The 16,393-nt window shown below is 66.1% G+C and carries 21 protein-coding genes; 8 read left to right on the top strand and 13 right to left on the bottom strand.

What is annotated here, in order from left to right:
• Window positions 1–27: 27 nt before the first annotated feature.
• The 5 genes from DFS21_RS09335 to DFS21_RS09315 are packed head-to-tail and all read right to left on the bottom strand — an operon-like array spanning window position 28 to window position 4,466.
• Entirely contained in the window at window positions 28–783 is a 756-nt protein-coding gene (locus tag DFS21_RS09335; RefSeq protein WP_111532173.1) for an ABC transporter permease, read from the bottom strand.
• Window positions 783–1,988 carry an ABC transporter substrate-binding protein gene (locus DFS21_RS09330; protein WP_111532172.1) on the bottom strand — a complete coding sequence of 402 codons (1,206 nt, stop codon included), beginning with the start codon at window positions 1,986–1,988 and terminating at the stop codon, window positions 783–785. The genes DFS21_RS09335 and DFS21_RS09330 overlap by 1 nt, the downstream gene beginning before the upstream one ends.
• Window positions 1,975–2,796 carry an ABC transporter ATP-binding protein gene (locus DFS21_RS09325; RefSeq protein WP_111532171.1) on the bottom strand — a complete coding sequence of 274 codons (822 nt, stop codon included), beginning with the start codon at window positions 2,794–2,796 and terminating at the stop codon, window positions 1,975–1,977. Before DFS21_RS09325 ends, DFS21_RS09330 begins: the two co-directional genes overlap by 14 nt.
• Window positions 2,793–3,857 (bottom strand): acyl-CoA dehydrogenase family protein, encoded by a 1,065-nt coding sequence (locus DFS21_RS09320; RefSeq protein ID WP_110700765.1) that lies wholly within the window; start codon window positions 3,855–3,857, stop codon window positions 2,793–2,795. Before DFS21_RS09320 ends, DFS21_RS09325 begins: the two co-directional genes overlap by 4 nt.
• Window positions 3,858–3,905: 48 nt before the next feature.
• On the bottom strand, window positions 3,906–4,466 hold the full coding sequence (locus DFS21_RS09315) for a carboxymuconolactone decarboxylase family protein (protein WP_102684087.1): 561 nt from the start codon (window positions 4,464–4,466) through the stop codon (window positions 3,906–3,908).
• A 102-nt stretch (window positions 4,467–4,568) separates the two neighbouring features.
• On the opposite strand from DFS21_RS09315, the gene DFS21_RS09310 reads away from it, so the two are divergent.
• Window positions 4,569–5,483, top strand: coding sequence for an AraC family transcriptional regulator (locus DFS21_RS09310; protein ID WP_110700767.1), 915 nt, complete (start codon window positions 4,569–4,571; stop codon window positions 5,481–5,483).
• A gap of 7 nt (window positions 5,484–5,490) precedes the next feature.
• Here the strand turns inward: DFS21_RS09310 and DFS21_RS09305 are convergent, their stop codons facing one another.
• The 4 genes from DFS21_RS09305 to DFS21_RS09290 form a co-directional block, all read right to left on the bottom strand.
• Window positions 5,491–6,369 (bottom strand): DMT family transporter, encoded by an 879-nt coding sequence (locus tag DFS21_RS09305; protein WP_110700769.1) that lies wholly within the window; start codon window positions 6,367–6,369, stop codon window positions 5,491–5,493.
• Window positions 6,370–6,524: 155 nt separating this feature from the next.
• Window positions 6,525–7,025, bottom strand: a complete 501-nt coding sequence (locus DFS21_RS09300; protein ID WP_110700771.1) for a GNAT family N-acetyltransferase — start codon at window positions 7,023–7,025, stop codon at window positions 6,525–6,527.
• Window positions 7,026–7,142: 117 nt separating this feature from the next.
• On the bottom strand, window positions 7,143–7,562 hold the full coding sequence (locus DFS21_RS09295; RefSeq protein ID WP_110700773.1) for a RidA family protein: 420 nt from the start codon (window positions 7,560–7,562) through the stop codon (window positions 7,143–7,145).
• Between the two features lie 90 nt (window positions 7,563–7,652).
• Complete coding sequence (locus tag DFS21_RS09290; RefSeq protein WP_110700774.1) at window positions 7,653–7,865, bottom strand: PLDc N-terminal domain-containing protein; 213 nt, start codon at window positions 7,863–7,865, stop codon at window positions 7,653–7,655.
• 127 nt (window positions 7,866–7,992) lie between these two features.
• Between DFS21_RS09290 and DFS21_RS09285 the strand changes: the two genes are divergently transcribed.
• The gene (locus DFS21_RS09285) at window positions 7,993–8,742 is read left to right on the top strand and encodes an NAD-dependent deacylase (RefSeq protein WP_110700776.1); all 750 of its coding nucleotides are present in this window, start codon (window positions 7,993–7,995) and stop codon (window positions 8,740–8,742) included.
• A gap of 17 nt (window positions 8,743–8,759) precedes the next feature.
• Here DFS21_RS09285 and DFS21_RS09280 read toward each other — a convergent pair whose 3' ends face one another.
• Together DFS21_RS09280 and DFS21_RS09275 are read right to left on the bottom strand one after the other, a co-directional pair.
• A complete protein-coding gene (locus tag DFS21_RS09280) occupies window positions 8,760–9,227 on the bottom strand; it encodes an FAD/FMN-containing dehydrogenase (RefSeq protein WP_111532315.1) in 468 nt (155 codons plus the stop codon).
• Between the two features lie 61 nt (window positions 9,228–9,288).
• The gene (locus DFS21_RS09275) at window positions 9,289–9,903 is read right to left on the bottom strand and encodes a LysE family translocator (RefSeq protein ID WP_110700778.1); all 615 of its coding nucleotides are present in this window, start codon (window positions 9,901–9,903) and stop codon (window positions 9,289–9,291) included.
• A gap of 110 nt (window positions 9,904–10,013) precedes the next feature.
• On the opposite strand from DFS21_RS09275, the gene DFS21_RS09270 reads away from it, so the two are divergent.
• Complete coding sequence (locus tag DFS21_RS09270) at window positions 10,014–10,466, top strand: Lrp/AsnC family transcriptional regulator (RefSeq protein ID WP_110700780.1); 453 nt, start codon at window positions 10,014–10,016, stop codon at window positions 10,464–10,466.
• Between the two features lie 25 nt (window positions 10,467–10,491).
• Here the strand turns inward: DFS21_RS09270 and DFS21_RS09265 are convergent, their stop codons facing one another.
• Window positions 10,492–10,842, bottom strand: coding sequence for a hypothetical protein (locus DFS21_RS09265; RefSeq protein WP_046855051.1), 351 nt, complete (start codon window positions 10,840–10,842; stop codon window positions 10,492–10,494).
• A 178-nt stretch (window positions 10,843–11,020) separates the two neighbouring features.
• Here DFS21_RS09265 and DFS21_RS09260 point away from each other — a divergent pair, with 178 nt between their 5' ends.
• From DFS21_RS09260 to DFS21_RS09250, 3 genes are all read left to right on the top strand, one after another.
• Window positions 11,021–11,200, top strand: a complete 180-nt coding sequence (locus DFS21_RS09260; RefSeq protein ID WP_110700782.1) for a hypothetical protein — start codon at window positions 11,021–11,023, stop codon at window positions 11,198–11,200.
• A 73-nt stretch (window positions 11,201–11,273) separates the two neighbouring features.
• The gene (locus tag DFS21_RS09255) at window positions 11,274–11,654 is read left to right on the top strand and encodes a glycine zipper domain-containing protein (protein ID WP_110700784.1); all 381 of its coding nucleotides are present in this window, start codon (window positions 11,274–11,276) and stop codon (window positions 11,652–11,654) included.
• Between the two features lie 216 nt (window positions 11,655–11,870).
• Window positions 11,871–13,121 carry an aspartate aminotransferase family protein gene (locus tag DFS21_RS09250; protein ID WP_110700786.1) on the top strand — a complete coding sequence of 417 codons (1,251 nt, stop codon included), beginning with the start codon at window positions 11,871–11,873 and terminating at the stop codon, window positions 13,119–13,121.
• Window positions 13,122–13,124: 3 nt separating this feature from the next.
• Here the strand turns inward: DFS21_RS09250 and DFS21_RS09245 are convergent, their stop codons facing one another.
• Entirely contained in the window at window positions 13,125–13,427 is a 303-nt protein-coding gene (locus DFS21_RS09245) for a hypothetical protein (protein ID WP_110700788.1), read from the bottom strand.
• A 193-nt stretch (window positions 13,428–13,620) separates the two neighbouring features.
• On the opposite strand from DFS21_RS09245, the gene DFS21_RS09240 reads away from it, so the two are divergent.
• The gene (locus DFS21_RS09240) at window positions 13,621–14,049 is read left to right on the top strand and encodes a hypothetical protein (protein WP_110700790.1); all 429 of its coding nucleotides are present in this window, start codon (window positions 13,621–13,623) and stop codon (window positions 14,047–14,049) included.
• A 67-nt stretch (window positions 14,050–14,116) separates the two neighbouring features.
• Window positions 14,117–16,228 (top strand): elongation factor G, encoded by a 2,112-nt coding sequence (fusA, locus tag DFS21_RS09235; protein ID WP_111532170.1) that lies wholly within the window; start codon window positions 14,117–14,119, stop codon window positions 16,226–16,228.
• The last annotated feature ends 165 nt before the right edge of the window (window positions 16,229–16,393 follow it).

Below are 16,393 nucleotides of genomic sequence, written 5' to 3'. Positions count from 1 at the left end.
AGGATTCGCTATACGCGCCTTCTTTGTTCAGGCATGCACCCAACGTCGATGCAGCGCCCGCGCCAAGGCATCGAGCATGAACCCCAGTACGCCGATCAGCAGCACCATCGCCATCAGCTCCGAATAGGCCAGGCGGTCGCGGGTGTCGAGGATGAAATAGCCAAGCCCGGCACTCACCCCGAGCATTTCGCACGGCACCAGCACGATCCACAGGATGCCGATGGCCAGGCGCACGCCGGTCAGCACATGGCCGATCACCCCGGGGATGATCACCTTGCACAACGTCTCCCAGCGCGTGGCGCTGAGGCTGCGGCTCAACTGCAGCCAGCGCGGGTCGAGCTGGCGCACCCCGGCGGCGGTGTTGAGCAGGATCGGCCACAGCGCGGCGAAGGCCAGCAGGAAGTAAATCGGCTGGTCGCCCACGCCCATCAGCATCACCACCACCGGCATCCACGACAGCGGCGAGATCATGCGCAGGAACTGGAATGCCGGCGTGGTCGCCGCCTCCAGGTGGCGATAGCTGCCCACCAGCAGGCCCAACGGCACACCAATCAGCAGCGCCAGCAGCAGGCCGACGAGGATACGCTCGAGGCTCACCCAGATATGCCCGTAGACCTCACCCTGCCCCAGCAGCTCGATCAGGCTTTGCAACGTGGCCTGGGGCGCGAAGCGCGCCGACAGGCCATCGGCGGCGCCGAACAGGCGCACCCCCGCCCACCACAGCAACAGCAGCGCCGCCAGGCCCGCCAGGCCCAGGGCGCCATGCACGAAATGCCTGCGCATCAGACCGCGAACTCCTCGCTACGCTGGAAATTCTCGGCAATGCCGAACGCCGCCGGGCCACCCACCGCGGCGATGGCGTTGCGCACGAAGCGATCGTCCACCAGGTCGCGGGCAGCCTGGGCCGGATCGAGGGCGGCAAGGAAATCGCTCTGGCCGACGATCAGGGTGTTCTTCAGGCGCTTGACCAACTCCTCGGTGTAGCTGGGGAACGGATAAGGCTGGAAGTCGATGCGTTTCTCGTCCCACTGGTGGTGCTGGATCGCGCCACTGGCGATGTAGCCGGCACGGTCATCGGCCGATGGCGCCAGCACCTTGGTCAGCACCGCCGGTTCGTGCGGGGTGTACTTGTTGGGGCCGGCCTTGGACAGCAACGCCGCGGCCTCGGCGCGGTGCTCGCGGGTCCAGTGCTGGGCCTTGACGATGGCGTTGACCACCTTCTGCGACCACTCCGGGCGATTGTTCAGGTCATGCTCGTGCATGAACACCACGCAGCAGGCGTGGTTGCGCCAGACATCGCCGGTGAAGCGCTGCACGCGGCCGACCTTGAGGTTCTCGGCCAGGGCGTTGAACGGTTCGGCGACGATATACCCGGCGATGCGCTTGCTGGCCAGGGCCGGCGGCATGTCCGAAGGCGGCAGCACCAGCAGGTTGACTTCGTTGTCCGCCAACTGCGCGGTGGCGGGCTTGGACACAGGCTTCAGGCCGTTGTCGGTGAGCATCTGCTGCAGCACCACGTTGTGGATCGAGTACCAGAACGGAATGGCCACGGTCTTGCCGCCGAGCTGCTTCATGTCGGTGATGTCCGGGGCCACGGTCAGGCCCGAGCCGCCGACGTGGTTCCAGGCCACGACCTTGGCTGGAACCTTGCTGCCGTAGCGCGCCCACACGGTCATCGGCGACAGCAGGTGGATGACGTTGACCTGCCCGGAGATGAATGCCTCGATCACCTGGGCCCAACTGCGCAGCAGCACCGGGCGCTCGGCCTTGATGCCCTCGGCCTCGAACAGGCCGTTGTTGTGCGCCACCAGCAGTGGCGTGGCATCGGTGATCGGCAGGTAGCCGATGCGCACCGGCGCGTCCGGCTCGGCGGCGGCGCGCGCCTGCAGGCTCGCCAGCAACGGCACGGCGCCAGCGGCTGTGAGCATGGCGCTGAGCTTGAGAAAATCGCGACGGGACGTGGTGGAACAGCAGTCATCCATGCACATGGACAGCCTCCGAGGGCAAGGGGGATGGGGTGGGTTCGGCTGTGCGGCTTGCCCGCCGAAGGGTCTTGAGGATTTCGATACGCAGCGCGCCCAGCTCCTCGACCCGTTGCGCGCGCGGCTGCGGCAGGTCGATGTGCCACTGACCGAGGGTGCGCGCCGGGTGGTTGCCCAGTAGCAGCACGCGATCGGACAGCAGCAGGGCTTCGTCGATATCGTGGGTGATCAGCACGGCGGCGGTGTTATGGGTGGCAATCAGCTGCAGCAGCAGTTGCTGCATGTCGGCGCGGGTCACCTCGTCCAGCGCGCCGAACGGCTCGTCCAGCAACAGCACCTCGGGTTGGCGCGCCAGGCAGCGGGCCAGCGCAGTACGCTGGGCCATGCCGCCGGACAGTTGCGCCGGGTACTGCCCACGGGCGTGGGCCAGGCCCACCGCGTCGATGGCGTGGTCGATCCGTGCACGCCGCTCGGCCGCCGCCAGCTTGGGCTGGCGGGCGAAGTCGAGGCCGAAGGCGACGTTCTTTTCCAGGCTCAGCCAGGGCAGCAGGCTTGGGTCCTGGAACGCCACCGCAAGGCGCGGGTGCGGGCCCTGCAGTGGCTCGCCGCGCAGCTGCACGCTGCCGCCACGGGCCTGCTGCAGCCCCGCCAGCACGCGCAAAAGGCTGGACTTGCCGACCCCGCTGGGGCCAAGGATGGTCACCACCTCGCCGGGCGCCAGCGCCAGGTCGAACTGCTCCAGCACCGCCCGCCAGCCACCGTCGCGCGGGTAGCCCAGGCTGATGTCACAGGCTTCGAGCAGCACCTCGGTCATGCGCTGGCCGCCTGGCGTTGCAGTTCGGCGCGCAGTTGCACCAGGCTCGGGGTGACGATCGGCACGAACGCCGACTCGCGCCAACGCCGGGCGAAGCCTTCGCCATAGGCCGTCAGGTAGGCCTTGCCACCGCTGGCTTGCAGCTCCAGCTGCACGGCGTCGGCGGCGCATTCGGCGAGGGTGATGCGCAGTTTGAACAAGGCGGCCGGTTGGCCCTGGAAACGCCCGTCGAGCAACCCCTGCTTGAGCTCGCCGACAGTATTCTCCAGGCGTTCCTTGAGCACCTGGCGGGCCTCTTCGAGGAACGAGCCACGGCCTTGCAGGTGCGCCTGCACTTCATCCAACGCACGCCGGGCCAGGCCCATGGCCATGCCGCACTGCAGCGCCAGGAACGCCGGGCGCACCTTGGGCAGGAACTCGCGGGCGTTGTCATGCAGCAGCCAGTCGCGGGCCAGGGGCACCTGGTGGAACGCCAGCGCCGCGGTGTTGCTCGACTGCAGGCCCATCAGTTGCAGATCGTCGGAACGCTCCAGGCCGGGCGCGTTGGAGGGAATGGCGACCACGAACGGCGCGCCGCCGGCGTCATCCTCGATGGCCGCCGCCACCACGAAACCGCGCTTGCGCAGGTTGGTCACCCAATGCAGCCGGCCTTCGAGGTTCCAGCCATCGGCCGCAAGGCGGCCACGCACCTGCAAGGCCTCGATGCCAGAGAGGAACTTCATGGCATTGGACAGGCCGGTGGCCCCGGCAAGTTCGCCCTTGAGCAGGTCGGGCATCAGCCGTTTGCACAGCTCCCGGTTGGGGCTTTGCAGCAGGTATTCGATGAAGGCGCGCTGGCCCCAGCAGACGAAGGCCGCGGCCAGCGACCGGCTGGCGATGGCCGCGATAGCCTCGACCGCCTCGCTGACATCGCCGCCCGTGCCACCCAGGGCCGGGTCGACGCCGATGCGCAGCAACTGCGACTCGGCGATCTGCGCCAGCACCAGGTGCGGATCGCACTGGCCCTGGTCAATGGCCTCGGCATTGGCATCCAGCCATTGTCGAAATGCATGGTCAAGCATGTCCCTAACTCCTTTTGAAACGCCGGGCGCGCCGGCATCAGGCCTCGGTCAGGCCGAAGGCTGCCAGCGGTATTTGCCGAGCTCGTCGTTGAGCGGCGTCTGGGCGAACACATTAGCAAAGTTGCACAGGGTTGCGAGGCTGATACCGAGAATCACTTCCAGCGCGTTGCCTTCGCTGAAACCGGCTTCACGGAAGGCCTGGTAGGTGGCGTCGCTGACGTTGCCGCGGGTGGCGATCACTTCACGGGCGAACGCGGCCAGGGTCTCGTAGCGGGCGTCGGGCAGTTCGCCGCGGGCACGCAGGGCATCGACCACTTCCTGAGGCAGCTTGGCCTTGTTCAGGGCCACCGCGGTGTGGCCGGCGACACAGAAGTCGCAACCGTGCTGGGTGGCGGCGATCAGCTGCACCACTTCGCGCTCGGCCAGGGTCAGCTCGGACTTGCCGTTGAGCGCCGAAACGGTGACGTAGGTTTCCAGCGCCGCCGGGGCGTTGGCCAGGATGCCCAGCAGGTTGGGGATGAAGCCGGAGTTCTTCTGCGCATTCTCGAGGAACGGGCGGGCGGCTTCCGGAGCGGTCTGCAGGCTGTGTAGAGTAATGCGCGCGGACATGGAGTGGTCTCCTTTGATGTAGGTCGCTACAGTCTGTTGGTTATAAGAAGTAGCATCCATATTCATCAGTCGCCTTTCCTTGCTCCAGAGTCCTTGCATTAGATGATTTCTTCCAGCCCCCTCGTCGATTGGTTATTAGAGAGCCTGGAGCTCGATGCCAGCCTGTTCCATGTGGGCCGCTACTGCGGTGGCTGGCATGCCAGCACCCAGGGCCTGGGTCGGGCCAGTTTCCACCTGGTGGTGCAGGGCCATTGCTGGCTGCACATCGACGGCCAGGCGCAGCCGCTGCGCCTGGAGAGCGGCGATGCGGTGTTCCTCTTGCGTGACCTGGCCTATCGATTGTCCGGCGACGAGGATGCCGCCGACGCCTGTGCCCAGCCACGCCGGAGCATGCAGGCGCTGGACCTGGAAGCCGGGGACGGCGTGGGGCTGGTATGTGGTTTCTTCCACTTCCAGTCGGGGTTGTCGTCATTGATCGTCGACGGGCTGGCGGACTGGATCCTGCTGCACGCCAGCGACCCCGCCGGCAGCGCGGCGCGGGCGCTGTTCGGGCTGATCCTCGAGGAGTGCCGGCGCCCGCAGCCGTCCCAGGCGCTGCTCGAACGCCTGACCCACCTGTTGTTCCTCTATGTGCTGCGCCAGCAGGCACACGACGGCCAAGCGTTGGGCGGGCTGGTCGCCCTCGCCCGCCAGCCGACCTTCGCCGGGTTGCTGGAGCGCTTGATCGAGGCACCAGGCCAGGCCTGGACGCTGGAGGCCATGGCGGCCTGCGCGGGGCTGTCGCGCTCGGCGTTCTTCAAGCGCTTCAACGAACTGGCCGGGCAATCCCCCGGGCAGGTGCTGCTGGCCCTGCGCATGCGTCATGCCTGCCAGTTGCTCAAGGCCGGCAATACCGTCGAGCAGGTAGGCGCGCAGGCCGGGTATCAGTCGGTGGCGGCATTCACCCGGGCCTTCGCCAAGGCCGTCGGGGTGCAGCCGGGGGCGTACCGCAAGCAGCACGAAGGACGCGCGGGATAAGGGCCGTTCAACGTCGCCGCTGCATCCAGGCAGCCCCAAGCCCGCTGAGGCAGATCACCGCGATACCGACCAGGCTGGTACTGTCCGGCACCTGTGCGAACACCACCAACCCCAGCAACCCGGCGAACACGATCTGGCAATAGCTGAACGGCGCCAGCAACGCCGGCGCGGCATGGCGGAACGCCTGGGTCAGCAGCAGGTGCGCGGTCATCCCGCAGCCGCCCAACGCCAGCATCAGCGGTACATGCGGCCACTGCGGCGTCTGCCAGAAGAACGGCACCAGCGCCGTCATGATCAGGGTGTTGCACACGCCTGCGTAGAAGTTGCTGGTGGTCGGGCTGTCATGGGCCGCCAGCTTGCGCGTCAGCAACTGATAGAAGCAAAAACCCAGGGCCGAACCGAAGGGAAACAGGATTGCCGGGGTAAACATCGCGCCACCCGGGTGCACCACCACCAGCACCCCGACGAAGCCCATGACCACCGCCAGCCACTGTCCCGGGGTCACCCGCTCCTTGAGCAGCGGCACCGACAATGCGGTGACCAGCACCGGGGCGAGGAAGTTGACCGAGGTCGCCTCCGCCAGCGGCAGATACTGCAGCCCGGCGGTGAACAACAGGCTGGTGCTGAGCAGGCTCAGCGCACGCAAGGTCTGCAGCAATGGCCGGCGGGTGCGCAGTACCGCCAGGCCGGCCTTGGGCAGGAAGATCCCGGCCATCAGCAAGGTGTGCACCAGGTAACGGACCCACACCACCATGATGACCGGGTAGATCCCGCCGAGGAATTTCGATAAACCGTCGTGGCTGGCGAACAGGAAGGTAGCCACCACCACCAAGGCGATACCGCGCAGCGGCTGGTTGACTCCGGACAACGGTGTACTGGAACTCATGGGGCTCTCGGGCGATTGCCCCGGCATGGCGCCCGGGCATGGGCGGATTCTAGAAGAGAACCTCCGGGAGGAACAAAGCATTGTGGTCCAACCGGTACATTCCGTTCGCTGATCGAACCGTTTCCCTCAACGGCTGCGCCTGAGAGCCGCAGCTTTCAGTGCCGCCGCTGGGTCACCAGGAAGTTGCGCAACGACGGCTCGTCATCCAGGGCAATCTCCCGCACCGGCCGTGGCAGGTCGGCCAGTACCGCCTGACAGAACGCCAGGGCCGGGGCATCCTCGCCGTAGCACCGCACCAACCAGTCGCCTTGACCCTCGCACAGCGTGCGCCGCGCTACCGCCAGGCCCACGCCCTGGCGGCGATATTTCTTGAGCACGAACAGGTCGGCCAGCTCCCAGGCGTCGATGCCGGGCAGTTCACTGCGCTCGATGAGCAGAAAGCCGGCGACGAAACCGTCCACCAGTATCAGGCTGGCGCTCCAGCCCGGGGTTTGCCAGTAGCGGGTGAAGTGCGGCTCGTGGAGGTAGAAGCGCCCATCCGCCTCGACATCCTCCTGCTCCCAGTCAGAGGACTCGTAGGCGTAGAACTGGTAGAGGTTGCGCACCAGGTCGGCATGCTCGGGGCCGGACTGGAGCAGTTCGACAGGGAGGGTCATGGAACAGGCTCGATGAATGCGGGAGCGCGAGTCTACCTGGGCGCTCAGGCGTTTGCAGCGGGGCGGCGGCGCATCCATCCTCGCGGCGCGTCGCCACGCCGATGGATGCGGGCTTTGTCAAACCTGCGGCAAGGCCGCCACCGCGTCCACTTCCACCAGCATGCCGTCCAGCGCCAGGCGCGGCACCGGGATCAAGGTGCAGGTCGGGGTCATCCTGCCGCCCCAGGCACGCTCGGCCTCGGCCACCCACTGGCGCAGCCGCGCCTCGGAATGGTCGACCACCAGCAGGGTGAGCTTGCACACGTGCTCGAGCGTTGCCCCACGGGAGGCCAAGGCGATCTTCAGGTTCACCAGGGCCTGGCGCGCCTGCTCGTCGAAACGTGCCGACAACTTGCCCTGCAGGTCCTCGCCGCCCTGGCCGGCGATATACAGCAGGCGGCTGCCGGCGCGTACCTCGGCGACGTGGGAATAGGCATTGCCACTGGGGTCGTAGAGGCCTTCGGGGTTGCTCAGGGCAAAGGCGGCTGGCTGGGTCATGGTATCGCTCCATCGATGGAAAGAGCGGCCGAGTATCAAACCTCAGGTTAAGTCGAGGTCAAGCCCCGCCTGCCACACCTTGGTCGGCGCCTATTTTTCCTGCAGCACCGCCCTGCCCTTCACCGCGCGCGGCCCACGCCAGGCCCAGAACAACAGGCCTGGGAACGGTGCATAGACGACGAACACCACCCACAGCATCTTGCGCTCGGCGCGCCGATCACTGCCGATGATGTGCCAGATGGCCCAGATTTCCAGGAGGATGACGATGAGCGCGACAACGAACCAGATTGTTCCGATTTCCATGAGTCTTCTCCTATTGGCTGTACTGGCTTGGGTTGCCACGTGCGCCAAGGGTTCACTCGGATCTTGTCCGGCCCGCGACCCACTGGCACAGTGACCGACCGCCCTGCACCGCACCATGGGAGCCCTCATGCCATTCGATCCGACGCTGCTTGCCCAGGCCCGCCACGTGGTGGTGTTCACCGGTGCCGGGGTGTCCGCGGAAAGTGGCATAGCCACGTTTCGCGACAAGCTGACCGGCCTGTGGGCGCGCTTCGATCCGGCGCAGCTGGCCAGCGCCGAGGGCTTTCGCGCCGACCCGGCGCTGGTCTGGGGCTGGTACCAGATGCGCCGCGCCGGGATCGCCAAGGCCGCGCCCAACGCGGGTCACCTGGCCATCGCCGCGCTGGCCGCGCAGGTGCCGAAGCTGACCCTGGTAACGCAGAACGTCGACGACCTGCACGAACGCGCCGGCAGCCGCGCCGTGCTGCACCTGCATGGGCGGCTGGATGCCTTTCGCTGCCTGGACTGCGCGCGCCCGGCGGATGAGCCCGTGGCACTGCCCGAGGAGGCCGCTCACGGCTGCCGTATGGAACCACCGCGCTGCGCTTGCTGCGCCGGGCCGCTGCGCCCCGGTGTGGTGTGGTTTGGCGAGATGTTGCCCGAGGCGGTACTGGAGCAGGCATTCGCCGCCGCGCGACAGTGCGATGTACTGCTTTCTGTAGGCACATCAGGCCTGGTACAGCCAGCAGCCTCGATACCTCGCATGGCACTGGCTGCGGGGGCGACGGTGGTGCATGTCAATCCGCAGCCTGTGCCCTGCGAGCACCCGCGGGCGTTCATGCTGCCCGGCAAGGCGGGTGAGGTACTGCCGCAACTATTGCGCCGGGCCTTTTCCTGAGCGGCTGGCAGGCCAGTTCAGCGGCCAGCCTGGTCCAACGCAGCCTTCAAGGCATCAGCATCGGCGTAGCTGTTGCGCGCTGCCACCACGCCGTGATCCAGCGCCAGCCATAGCACCTTGCCTTCGTCCCCGGCATAGCGGCTGGCGACCCGGCCTTCGCGGTCGAGCAGCACGCGGTAGCTGTAGTCGCGCATGGCCGGGATGGCGAACAGCTTGCTGATCAGCGCCGGCATGCGCTGGATATCCGCGACGAACACCGCGTGCCGCGCCTCCAGGTAGCCTTTGGGCTGTTCGGCCAGGGCCGCCTTGACCAGCTTGGCGCCGTCCATGTCGCGGGCGACCAGCAGGACTCGGGTATCGGCCCCCAGGCTGTAGGGCTGGTCGTACTGATCGAGCAATGTCCAGGGCGCGAGGGTGTCGCCGGGTTGCGCGGCGTGGGCCACGAGCGCCAGCAGGCTGAGCAGAAGTGCGGCGGCGTATTTCATGAGGGTCAGGTCCGAATCGTGAGGGCCGTCAGCATAGCCCAACCCGCCGTGCTTGACAGGCTCAACGCAACTGCCCGGCAATCAGCCCCACGGCAATCAGGATCATCACTCCACCGGACAACCGGCCCACGGCCTGCGCCGCGGCAGGCCGGGTGCGCAGCACGGCCTTGGCACCGTAGCCGACCATCAGGTAGATCACCAGCGAACTGCCCAGGTGCACCAACCCCAGCAGCAGGATCTGCAAGGGCACCGGCCAGCTCGACTGCGGGTCGGTGAACTGCGGCAGCAACGCCAGGAACAGCAGGAACACCTTGGGGTTGAGGCCGCTGACGCACAAGCCCTTGAATGCCCAGCGCGACCCCGAGTCCTGCCCACCTCCGGCGCCGGCCTCGGGCACGGCCGGGCTCAGCAGCAGGTTGCCACCCAGCCACAACAGGTACACGCAACCTGCAAGGGTCAGCAAGCTCAGCGCCAGCGGGTGCCCGGCAATCAGGCTGCCGACTCCGGCGGCCACCACCAAGGTAACGAGCAGATGGCCGGACAGCATGCCCGCCACCGCCGGCACTACCCAGCGCCCGCGCATGCCGGCCGAGATGGCGTAGGCCCAGTCGGCGCCGGGGGTGATCACGAACAGCAGGGAAACGGCCCAGAACGCCGTCAGTACACTCATGGCCATTTCGAGCCTTCCTTACACAGGTTTCGGTGAAAGAAAGACTACGGATATCGCCCAGGGATTTTCTTTCGTATATTCCCCGTACCAAACCAAGTAATGGAAGAATCTTCCCCATGGATCGAACAGATCGAAAGATCCTTGCCGAGCTACAAAAAGACGGGCGCCTGTCCGTGACCGAACTGGCCGACCGCGTCGGCTTGAGCCTGTCGCCCTGCCACCGGCGCCTCAAGGCGCTGGAGGACTCAGGCGCCATCCTCGGTTACCACGCCCGCCTGGCCCCGGCGGCCTTGGGTTTGAACTTCGCCGCGCTGGTGTTCGTGACCCTGCGCGAGGTGACCCGCCAGCCGGTGGCGGACTTCGAGGCGGCGCTGGGGGAGATCCCGCAGATCGTCGAGGCCCAGCGCCTGTTCGGCGACCCCGACTACCTGCTGCACGTGGTGGCCAGGGACCTGCCGGCCTTCCAGAAGCTGTATGACGAACAGCTGACCAGCATTCCCAATGTGAAGCGCCTGAGTTCGACGCTGGTGATGAAGGAGGTGATTCAGGACCGGCTGCTGCCGATGTGATATCGGGCCACTGACCGGGCGCGACCTACAGGCAGGTCGCGGCTGCCGCCCGTCGGCGCAGGGCCATGCCGTCGTTCTTCTGCGCGTAGTAGTCCACCCGCGTCCCGCCGGCCTGGGCGTAAACGTCGACGAACGACTCGGCTTCGCGGGTATAAACCGTGAATCCACCTTGCTTGCGAGCCTCCAGGTAGCCGCTGGCGTCGACCCCGAAGGTGTTCTCTTCCTGCCAGCTGAACTGAATGCACTGGGCCACCAGATCCGGCGTCTTGTGCGAATCCAGCTGCGCGGTGGGTGCGCCGCCGCGCGCCGCTTCCATGGTCGACGATGCACAGCCCGCCAGCAGCAGCGCCACGGTGATCGGCAGAATTGCTCGCATGTTCCATCCTCGGGACAAAAAAAAGAAGGTGACTCTAGCATTGCGGGGGCAGCAGGTGAATCACCGCCGCCGTTCATCGCCGCCGCAATAAAATCTTGCGCGCCCAAGAACCAAATCGATCGCCTTCGGTCTCAGGAGGTACCGCGTAAACCGTTGCGGATCAAGGACCTATATCGTGATGACACGCCTTGCAAGCCTTTCCATGGTCGCCACCCTGCTGCTGCTCGGCGGCTGCTACAGCAACCATTACCACGATGATGACGATGGCTGGCGCGATCGTGACCGCGGCCACCGTCACCACCATCGCCATGACCGCGACGATGACGACCGCCAGTACCGTGACCGCTACTACCGCTGAAGCGTCCTTGCAACCCTGACTCGCCGCGAGCGTGCGGCAATCTACCCCTGATGACTCCCCTGAGGTTCATAACATGCGTCTGACTCTGCCTTCCCTCGCCCTCGGCCTGCTGCTCTGCCAGGGCGCTTTCGCCGGTGACGGCACCGCGGCCATCGGCGGCGGCCTGGGTGGCGCCCTGGGCAACGTCGTGGGCAAACAGATCGGCGGCAGCACCGGTGCGGCCATCGGCGCCGGTCTCGGTGGCGCGGCCGGCAGCGCGGTCGGCGCGCGCAAGGGCAACCGTACCGAAGCGGCCATCGGTGGCGGCCTGGGCTCGGCGGGCGGTTCGCTGATTGGCGGCAAGCTCGGCGGCTCCAACGGATCGACCATTGGCGCAGGTCTGGGCGGCGCGGCCGGTGGCGCCATCGGCAACCACATGGGTGACAGCAACCGCAAGCACAAGCGTCGCCACTGACCCCAACGGTCGAAGGCTCGAAGCGAAACAGCAAAAGGCGGCTGCCCCTTAAGGGACAGCCGCCTTTTATCTTGGCGCGATTCCAGCAAGCGGGCGGCGTAGGCAGGCCCCGCATAATTTCATGACTCAAAGGAATGACAGCAATCCAATAAATCGTTTGCGGATACCCCCGGCACGCTTCGATATTCACGCCATCGAATCACAGGCGCCGCGCACATGAATCAGCCAAGCATCAGCCAGTCCATTGCCATCGTTCACCCGATCACGCTTTCCCATGGTCGCAATGCCGAAGTCTGGGATATCACCGGCAAGCGCTACATCGACTTCGTCGGCGGCATCGGCGTGCTCAACCTGGGCCACTGCAATCCAGCGGTAGTCGAAGCGATCCAGCAGCAGGCCACGCGCCTGACCCACTACGCCTTCAACGCGGCGCCCCACGGCCCCTACCTGGAGCTCATGGAGCGCCTGCGTGAATTCGTCCCGGTCAGCTACCCGTTGGCCGGCATGCTGACCAACAGCGGCGCGGAAGCGGCGGAAAACGCGCTTAAGGTCGCCCGCGGCGCCACCGGCAAGCGCGCTGTCATCGCCTTCGACGGCGGCTTCCATGGCCGCACCCTGGCCACCCTCAACCTCAATGGCAAGGTAGCCCCGTACAAGCAACGCGTGGGGGAACTGCCAGGCCCGGTCTATCACCTGCCCTACCCCAGCCCGGACACCGGAGTGAGCTGCGAACAGGCGCTCAAGGCCATGGAACGCCTGTTCAGTGTGGAGTTGGCGGTGGAGGACGTGACGGCGTTCATCTTCGAGCCGGTGCAGGGGGAAGGTGGTTTCCTCGCCCTCGATCCGAGCTTCGCCCAGGCCTTGCGCCGCTTCTGCGACAGCCACGGGATATTGATCATCGTCGACGAGATCCAGTCCGGTTTCGGCCGCACCGGGCAGCGTTTCGCCTTCCCCCGACTGGGCATCGAGCCGGACCTGCTGCTGCTGGCCAAGAGCATCGCCGGAGGCATGCCCCTGGGCGCGGTGGTCGGCCGCCGGGAGATCATGGACTCGCTGCCCAAGGGCGGCCTGGGCGGCACCTACTCGGGCAATCCGATCGCCTGTGCGGCGGCCTTGGCGAGCCTTGCGCAGATGACCGACGCCAACCTCGCCACCTGGGGCGAACGCCAGGAACAGGCCATCGTCGCACGCCATGCACGCTGGAAAGCCGCAGGATTGTCCAGTTCGCTCGGCCGCCTGACCGGCGTCGGCGCCATGCGCGGGCTGGAGTTCGTCAACGGCGATGGCAGCCCGGCACCGGCGCAACTGGCCAAGGTGCTGGAGGCGGCGCGTGCCAAGGGGTTGCTGCTGATGCCCAGTGGCAAGGCGCGGCATATCATCCGCCTGTTGGCGCCGCTGACCATCGAGGCCGAGGTGCTCGAGGAAGGGCTGGACATCCTCGAGCAGTGCCTGGCTGAACTGGGGTAAGGGTTACAGGCCCAGCTCTTCGGGGGTGGGCATGTCGCATTCGAAGGCGATCCAGCCGCCTTCGAGTTCGGCATGGCCGTTGACGATCAGGCCGTAGTAAGTGAGACCGTTCTCCAGCGTGACGCAGATGTGCGTGGCGCCTTTTTCCGGTGCCGCGAGCGTTCCGACGAAATGCACCTTCTTCAGCACTTCGGTTACCGCCTCGAGGCCCACGCGCATGCTGCTGTTCTCCGAAGCCTCGGTGTCGCCCCCACGGTCTTCGGCGCTGACGGTCACGGTGGCGATGTAGGGGTATTTGCTGCTCAAGCGGGGTTACCTCGGGGTATGGGGCTGAAAATGGGTGACAAGAGTACGGCAGACGCTCGGGGTTGTCTCTACCGGCTCATCGCGGGGCAGGCCCGCTCCCACGGGAGGCCCTGCGACCTGGCTGACATGGCCTCGCGGGCGCCGATCTGTTAGGGTGCCCGCCGATGCATGCCCCACCACGCGAGGATACCGAGTGAGCGCAGAACAACCCCTGATCGCCGACCTGTTCGAGGTCGACAAACGCCTGACCCTCAAGCCCGTCGTGGACTTCAACGCCTACCTGCGCAACGCTTTCGGCGACGGCCCCTGCCGCTGCCACCGCTGCGTTGAGGGCAATGGTGACGAGAGCACCTATAGCCACCGCCACAGCTTCGAACTGGAAGGCCGCACCTTGCACCGACGCTTCGCCAGCACCGCCGGCAGCGACGTGTTGATGGTGCTGAAGAAGGCGTGGCTGTCCTACACCAAGGCCGAACTGATCACCATCGGCGCGCTGGACATGGCCACCCTCAAGGCCTTCACCGACGCGGCCCTGCACGAACGCCTGCTGGCCCTGTTGCCGGCCAGCGGCCTGGCGCGTGAAGCCGAGGGCCAATGGCAGCTGCAGGTGCTCGCCGACTGACGGTCGCCCCGGCAGGATTCTCCCGCTCTGCTACCTTGGGAGAATCCTCACCCGCAGGTGACCCGCCATGGCCCGCACGACTCCCATCGAGCTGTACCGCAATATCGGCATTGTCGCTCACGTGGATGCCGGCAAGACCACCACCACCGAACGGATCCTGTTCTACACCGGGGTCAACCACAAGATGGGCGAGGTGCACGACGGCGCCGCGACCATGGACTGGATGGCTCAGGAGCAGGAGCGCGGCATCACCATCACCTCGGCGGCCACCACGGCCTTCTGGCAGGGCTCGACCAAGCAGTTCGAGCACAAGTACCGCTTCAATATCATCGACACCCCAGGCCACGTCGACTTCACCATCGAGGTGGAGCGCTCGCTGCGCGTGCTCGATGGCGCGGTGGTGGTGTTCAGCGGCGCCGATGGGGTCGAGCCGCAGTCCGAGACCGTGTGGCGCCAGGCCAACAAGTACCATGTGCCGCGCCTGGCCTACATCAACAAGATGGACCGCCAGGGCGCGGACTTCTTGCGTGTGGTGAAACAGATCGACCAGCGCCTGGGCCACCACCCGGTGCCGATCCAGTTGGCCATCGGCAGCGAGGAGAACTTCATTGGCCAGATCGACCTGGTGAAGATGAAAGCCATCTACTGGAACGATGCCGACCAGGGCACCAGCTACCGCGAGGAAGCGATCCCCGCTGAACTGCAGGCCCTGGCCGACGAGTGGCGTGCCCATATGCTGGAAGCGGCGGCGGATGCCAGCGAAGCACTGACCCTGAAGTACCTTGAAGGTGAGGAATTCACCACCGAGGAAATCAAGGCCGCCCTGCGCCAACGCACCATCGCCAACGAAATCGTCCCGACCATCCTCGGCTCGTCATTCAAGAACAAGGGCGTGCCGCTGATGCTCGACGCGGTGATCGACTACCTGCCCGCCCCGTCCGAAATCCCGGCGATCAAGGGCACTGACCCGGACGATGAAGACAAGCACCTGGAACGCCACGCCGACGACAAGGAGCCGTTCTCGGCCCTGGCCTTCAAGATCGCCACCGACCCGTTCGTCGGCACCCTGACCTTCGCCCGGGTGTATTCCGGCGTGCTCAGCTCGGGCAATGCGGTGCTCAACTCCGTCAAGGGCAAGAAGGAGCGCATCGGCCGCATGGTGCAGATGCACGCCAACCAGCGCGCCGAGATCAAGGACGTGTGCGCCGGCGATATCGCCGCACTGATCGGCATGAAGGACGTGACCACCGGCGACACCCTGTGCGACATGGACAAGCCGATCATCCTCGAGCGCATGGATTTCCCCGACCCGGTGATCTCGGTGGCGGTGGAGCCGAAGACCAAGGGCGACCAGGAGAAGATGGGCATCGCCCTGGGCAAGCTGGCCCAGGAGGACCCGTCGTTCCGGGTCAAGACCGACGAGGAAACCGGCCAGACCATCATCTCCGGCATGGGCGAGTTGCACCTGGACATCATCGTCGACCGCATGCGCCGCGAGTTCAACGTCGAAGCCAATATCGGCAAGCCGCAGGTGGCCTACCGCGAGAAGATCCGCAACACCTGCGAAATCGAAGGGCGTTTCGTGCGCCAATCGGGCGGACGCGGCCAGTATGGCCATTGCTGGATCCGCTTCGCCCCAGGCGACGAAGGCAAGGAAGGGCTGGAGTTCGTCAACGAGATTGTCGGCGGCGTGGTGCCGCGCGAATACATCCCGGCGATCCAGAAAGGCATCGAGGAGCAGATGAAGAACGGCGTGCTCGCCGGCTACCCGCTGATCAACCTCAAGGCGGCGGTGTTCGACGGCTCGTACCACGACGTCGACTCCAACGAGATGGCCTACAAGATTGCCGCCTCCATGGCCACCAAGCAGCTGTCGCAGAAAGGCGGCGCGGTATTGCTGGAACCGGTGATGAAGGTCGAGGTGGTGACGCCCGAGGAGTACCAGGGCGATATCCTCGGCGACCTGAGCCGGCGCCGGGGCATGATCCAGGATGGCGACGAAACCCCGGCCGGCAAAGTGATCCGTGCCGAGGTGCCTTTGGGCGAGATGTTCGGCTACGCCACCTCGATGCGCTCGATGACCCAGGGCCGGGCGAGTTTCTCGATGGAGTTCACCCGCTACGCCGAGGCGCCGGCGAGTATTGCAGACACCATCGTCAAGAAAAACCGCGGGGAGTAAGCCTTTCTCCTATAACGGCCCTATCGCCGGCAAGCCGGCTCCCACAGGTACTGCACAGTGACAATCCTGTGGGAGCAACTGTCTTGAGGGGATTTTTTTAGAAAGATCCTTTCAGACATAGCTTCGCCAGCGACTCCCTCCAGATGGAGTCGCTGGCGAAGCCCG

The sequence above is a fragment of the Pseudomonas sp. 2848 genome (genome assembly GCF_003253945.1).
GTDB lineage: Bacteria > Pseudomonadota > Gammaproteobacteria > Pseudomonadales > Pseudomonadaceae > Aquipseudomonas.
This window is presented reverse-complemented; position numbering and strand designations above follow the sequence as displayed.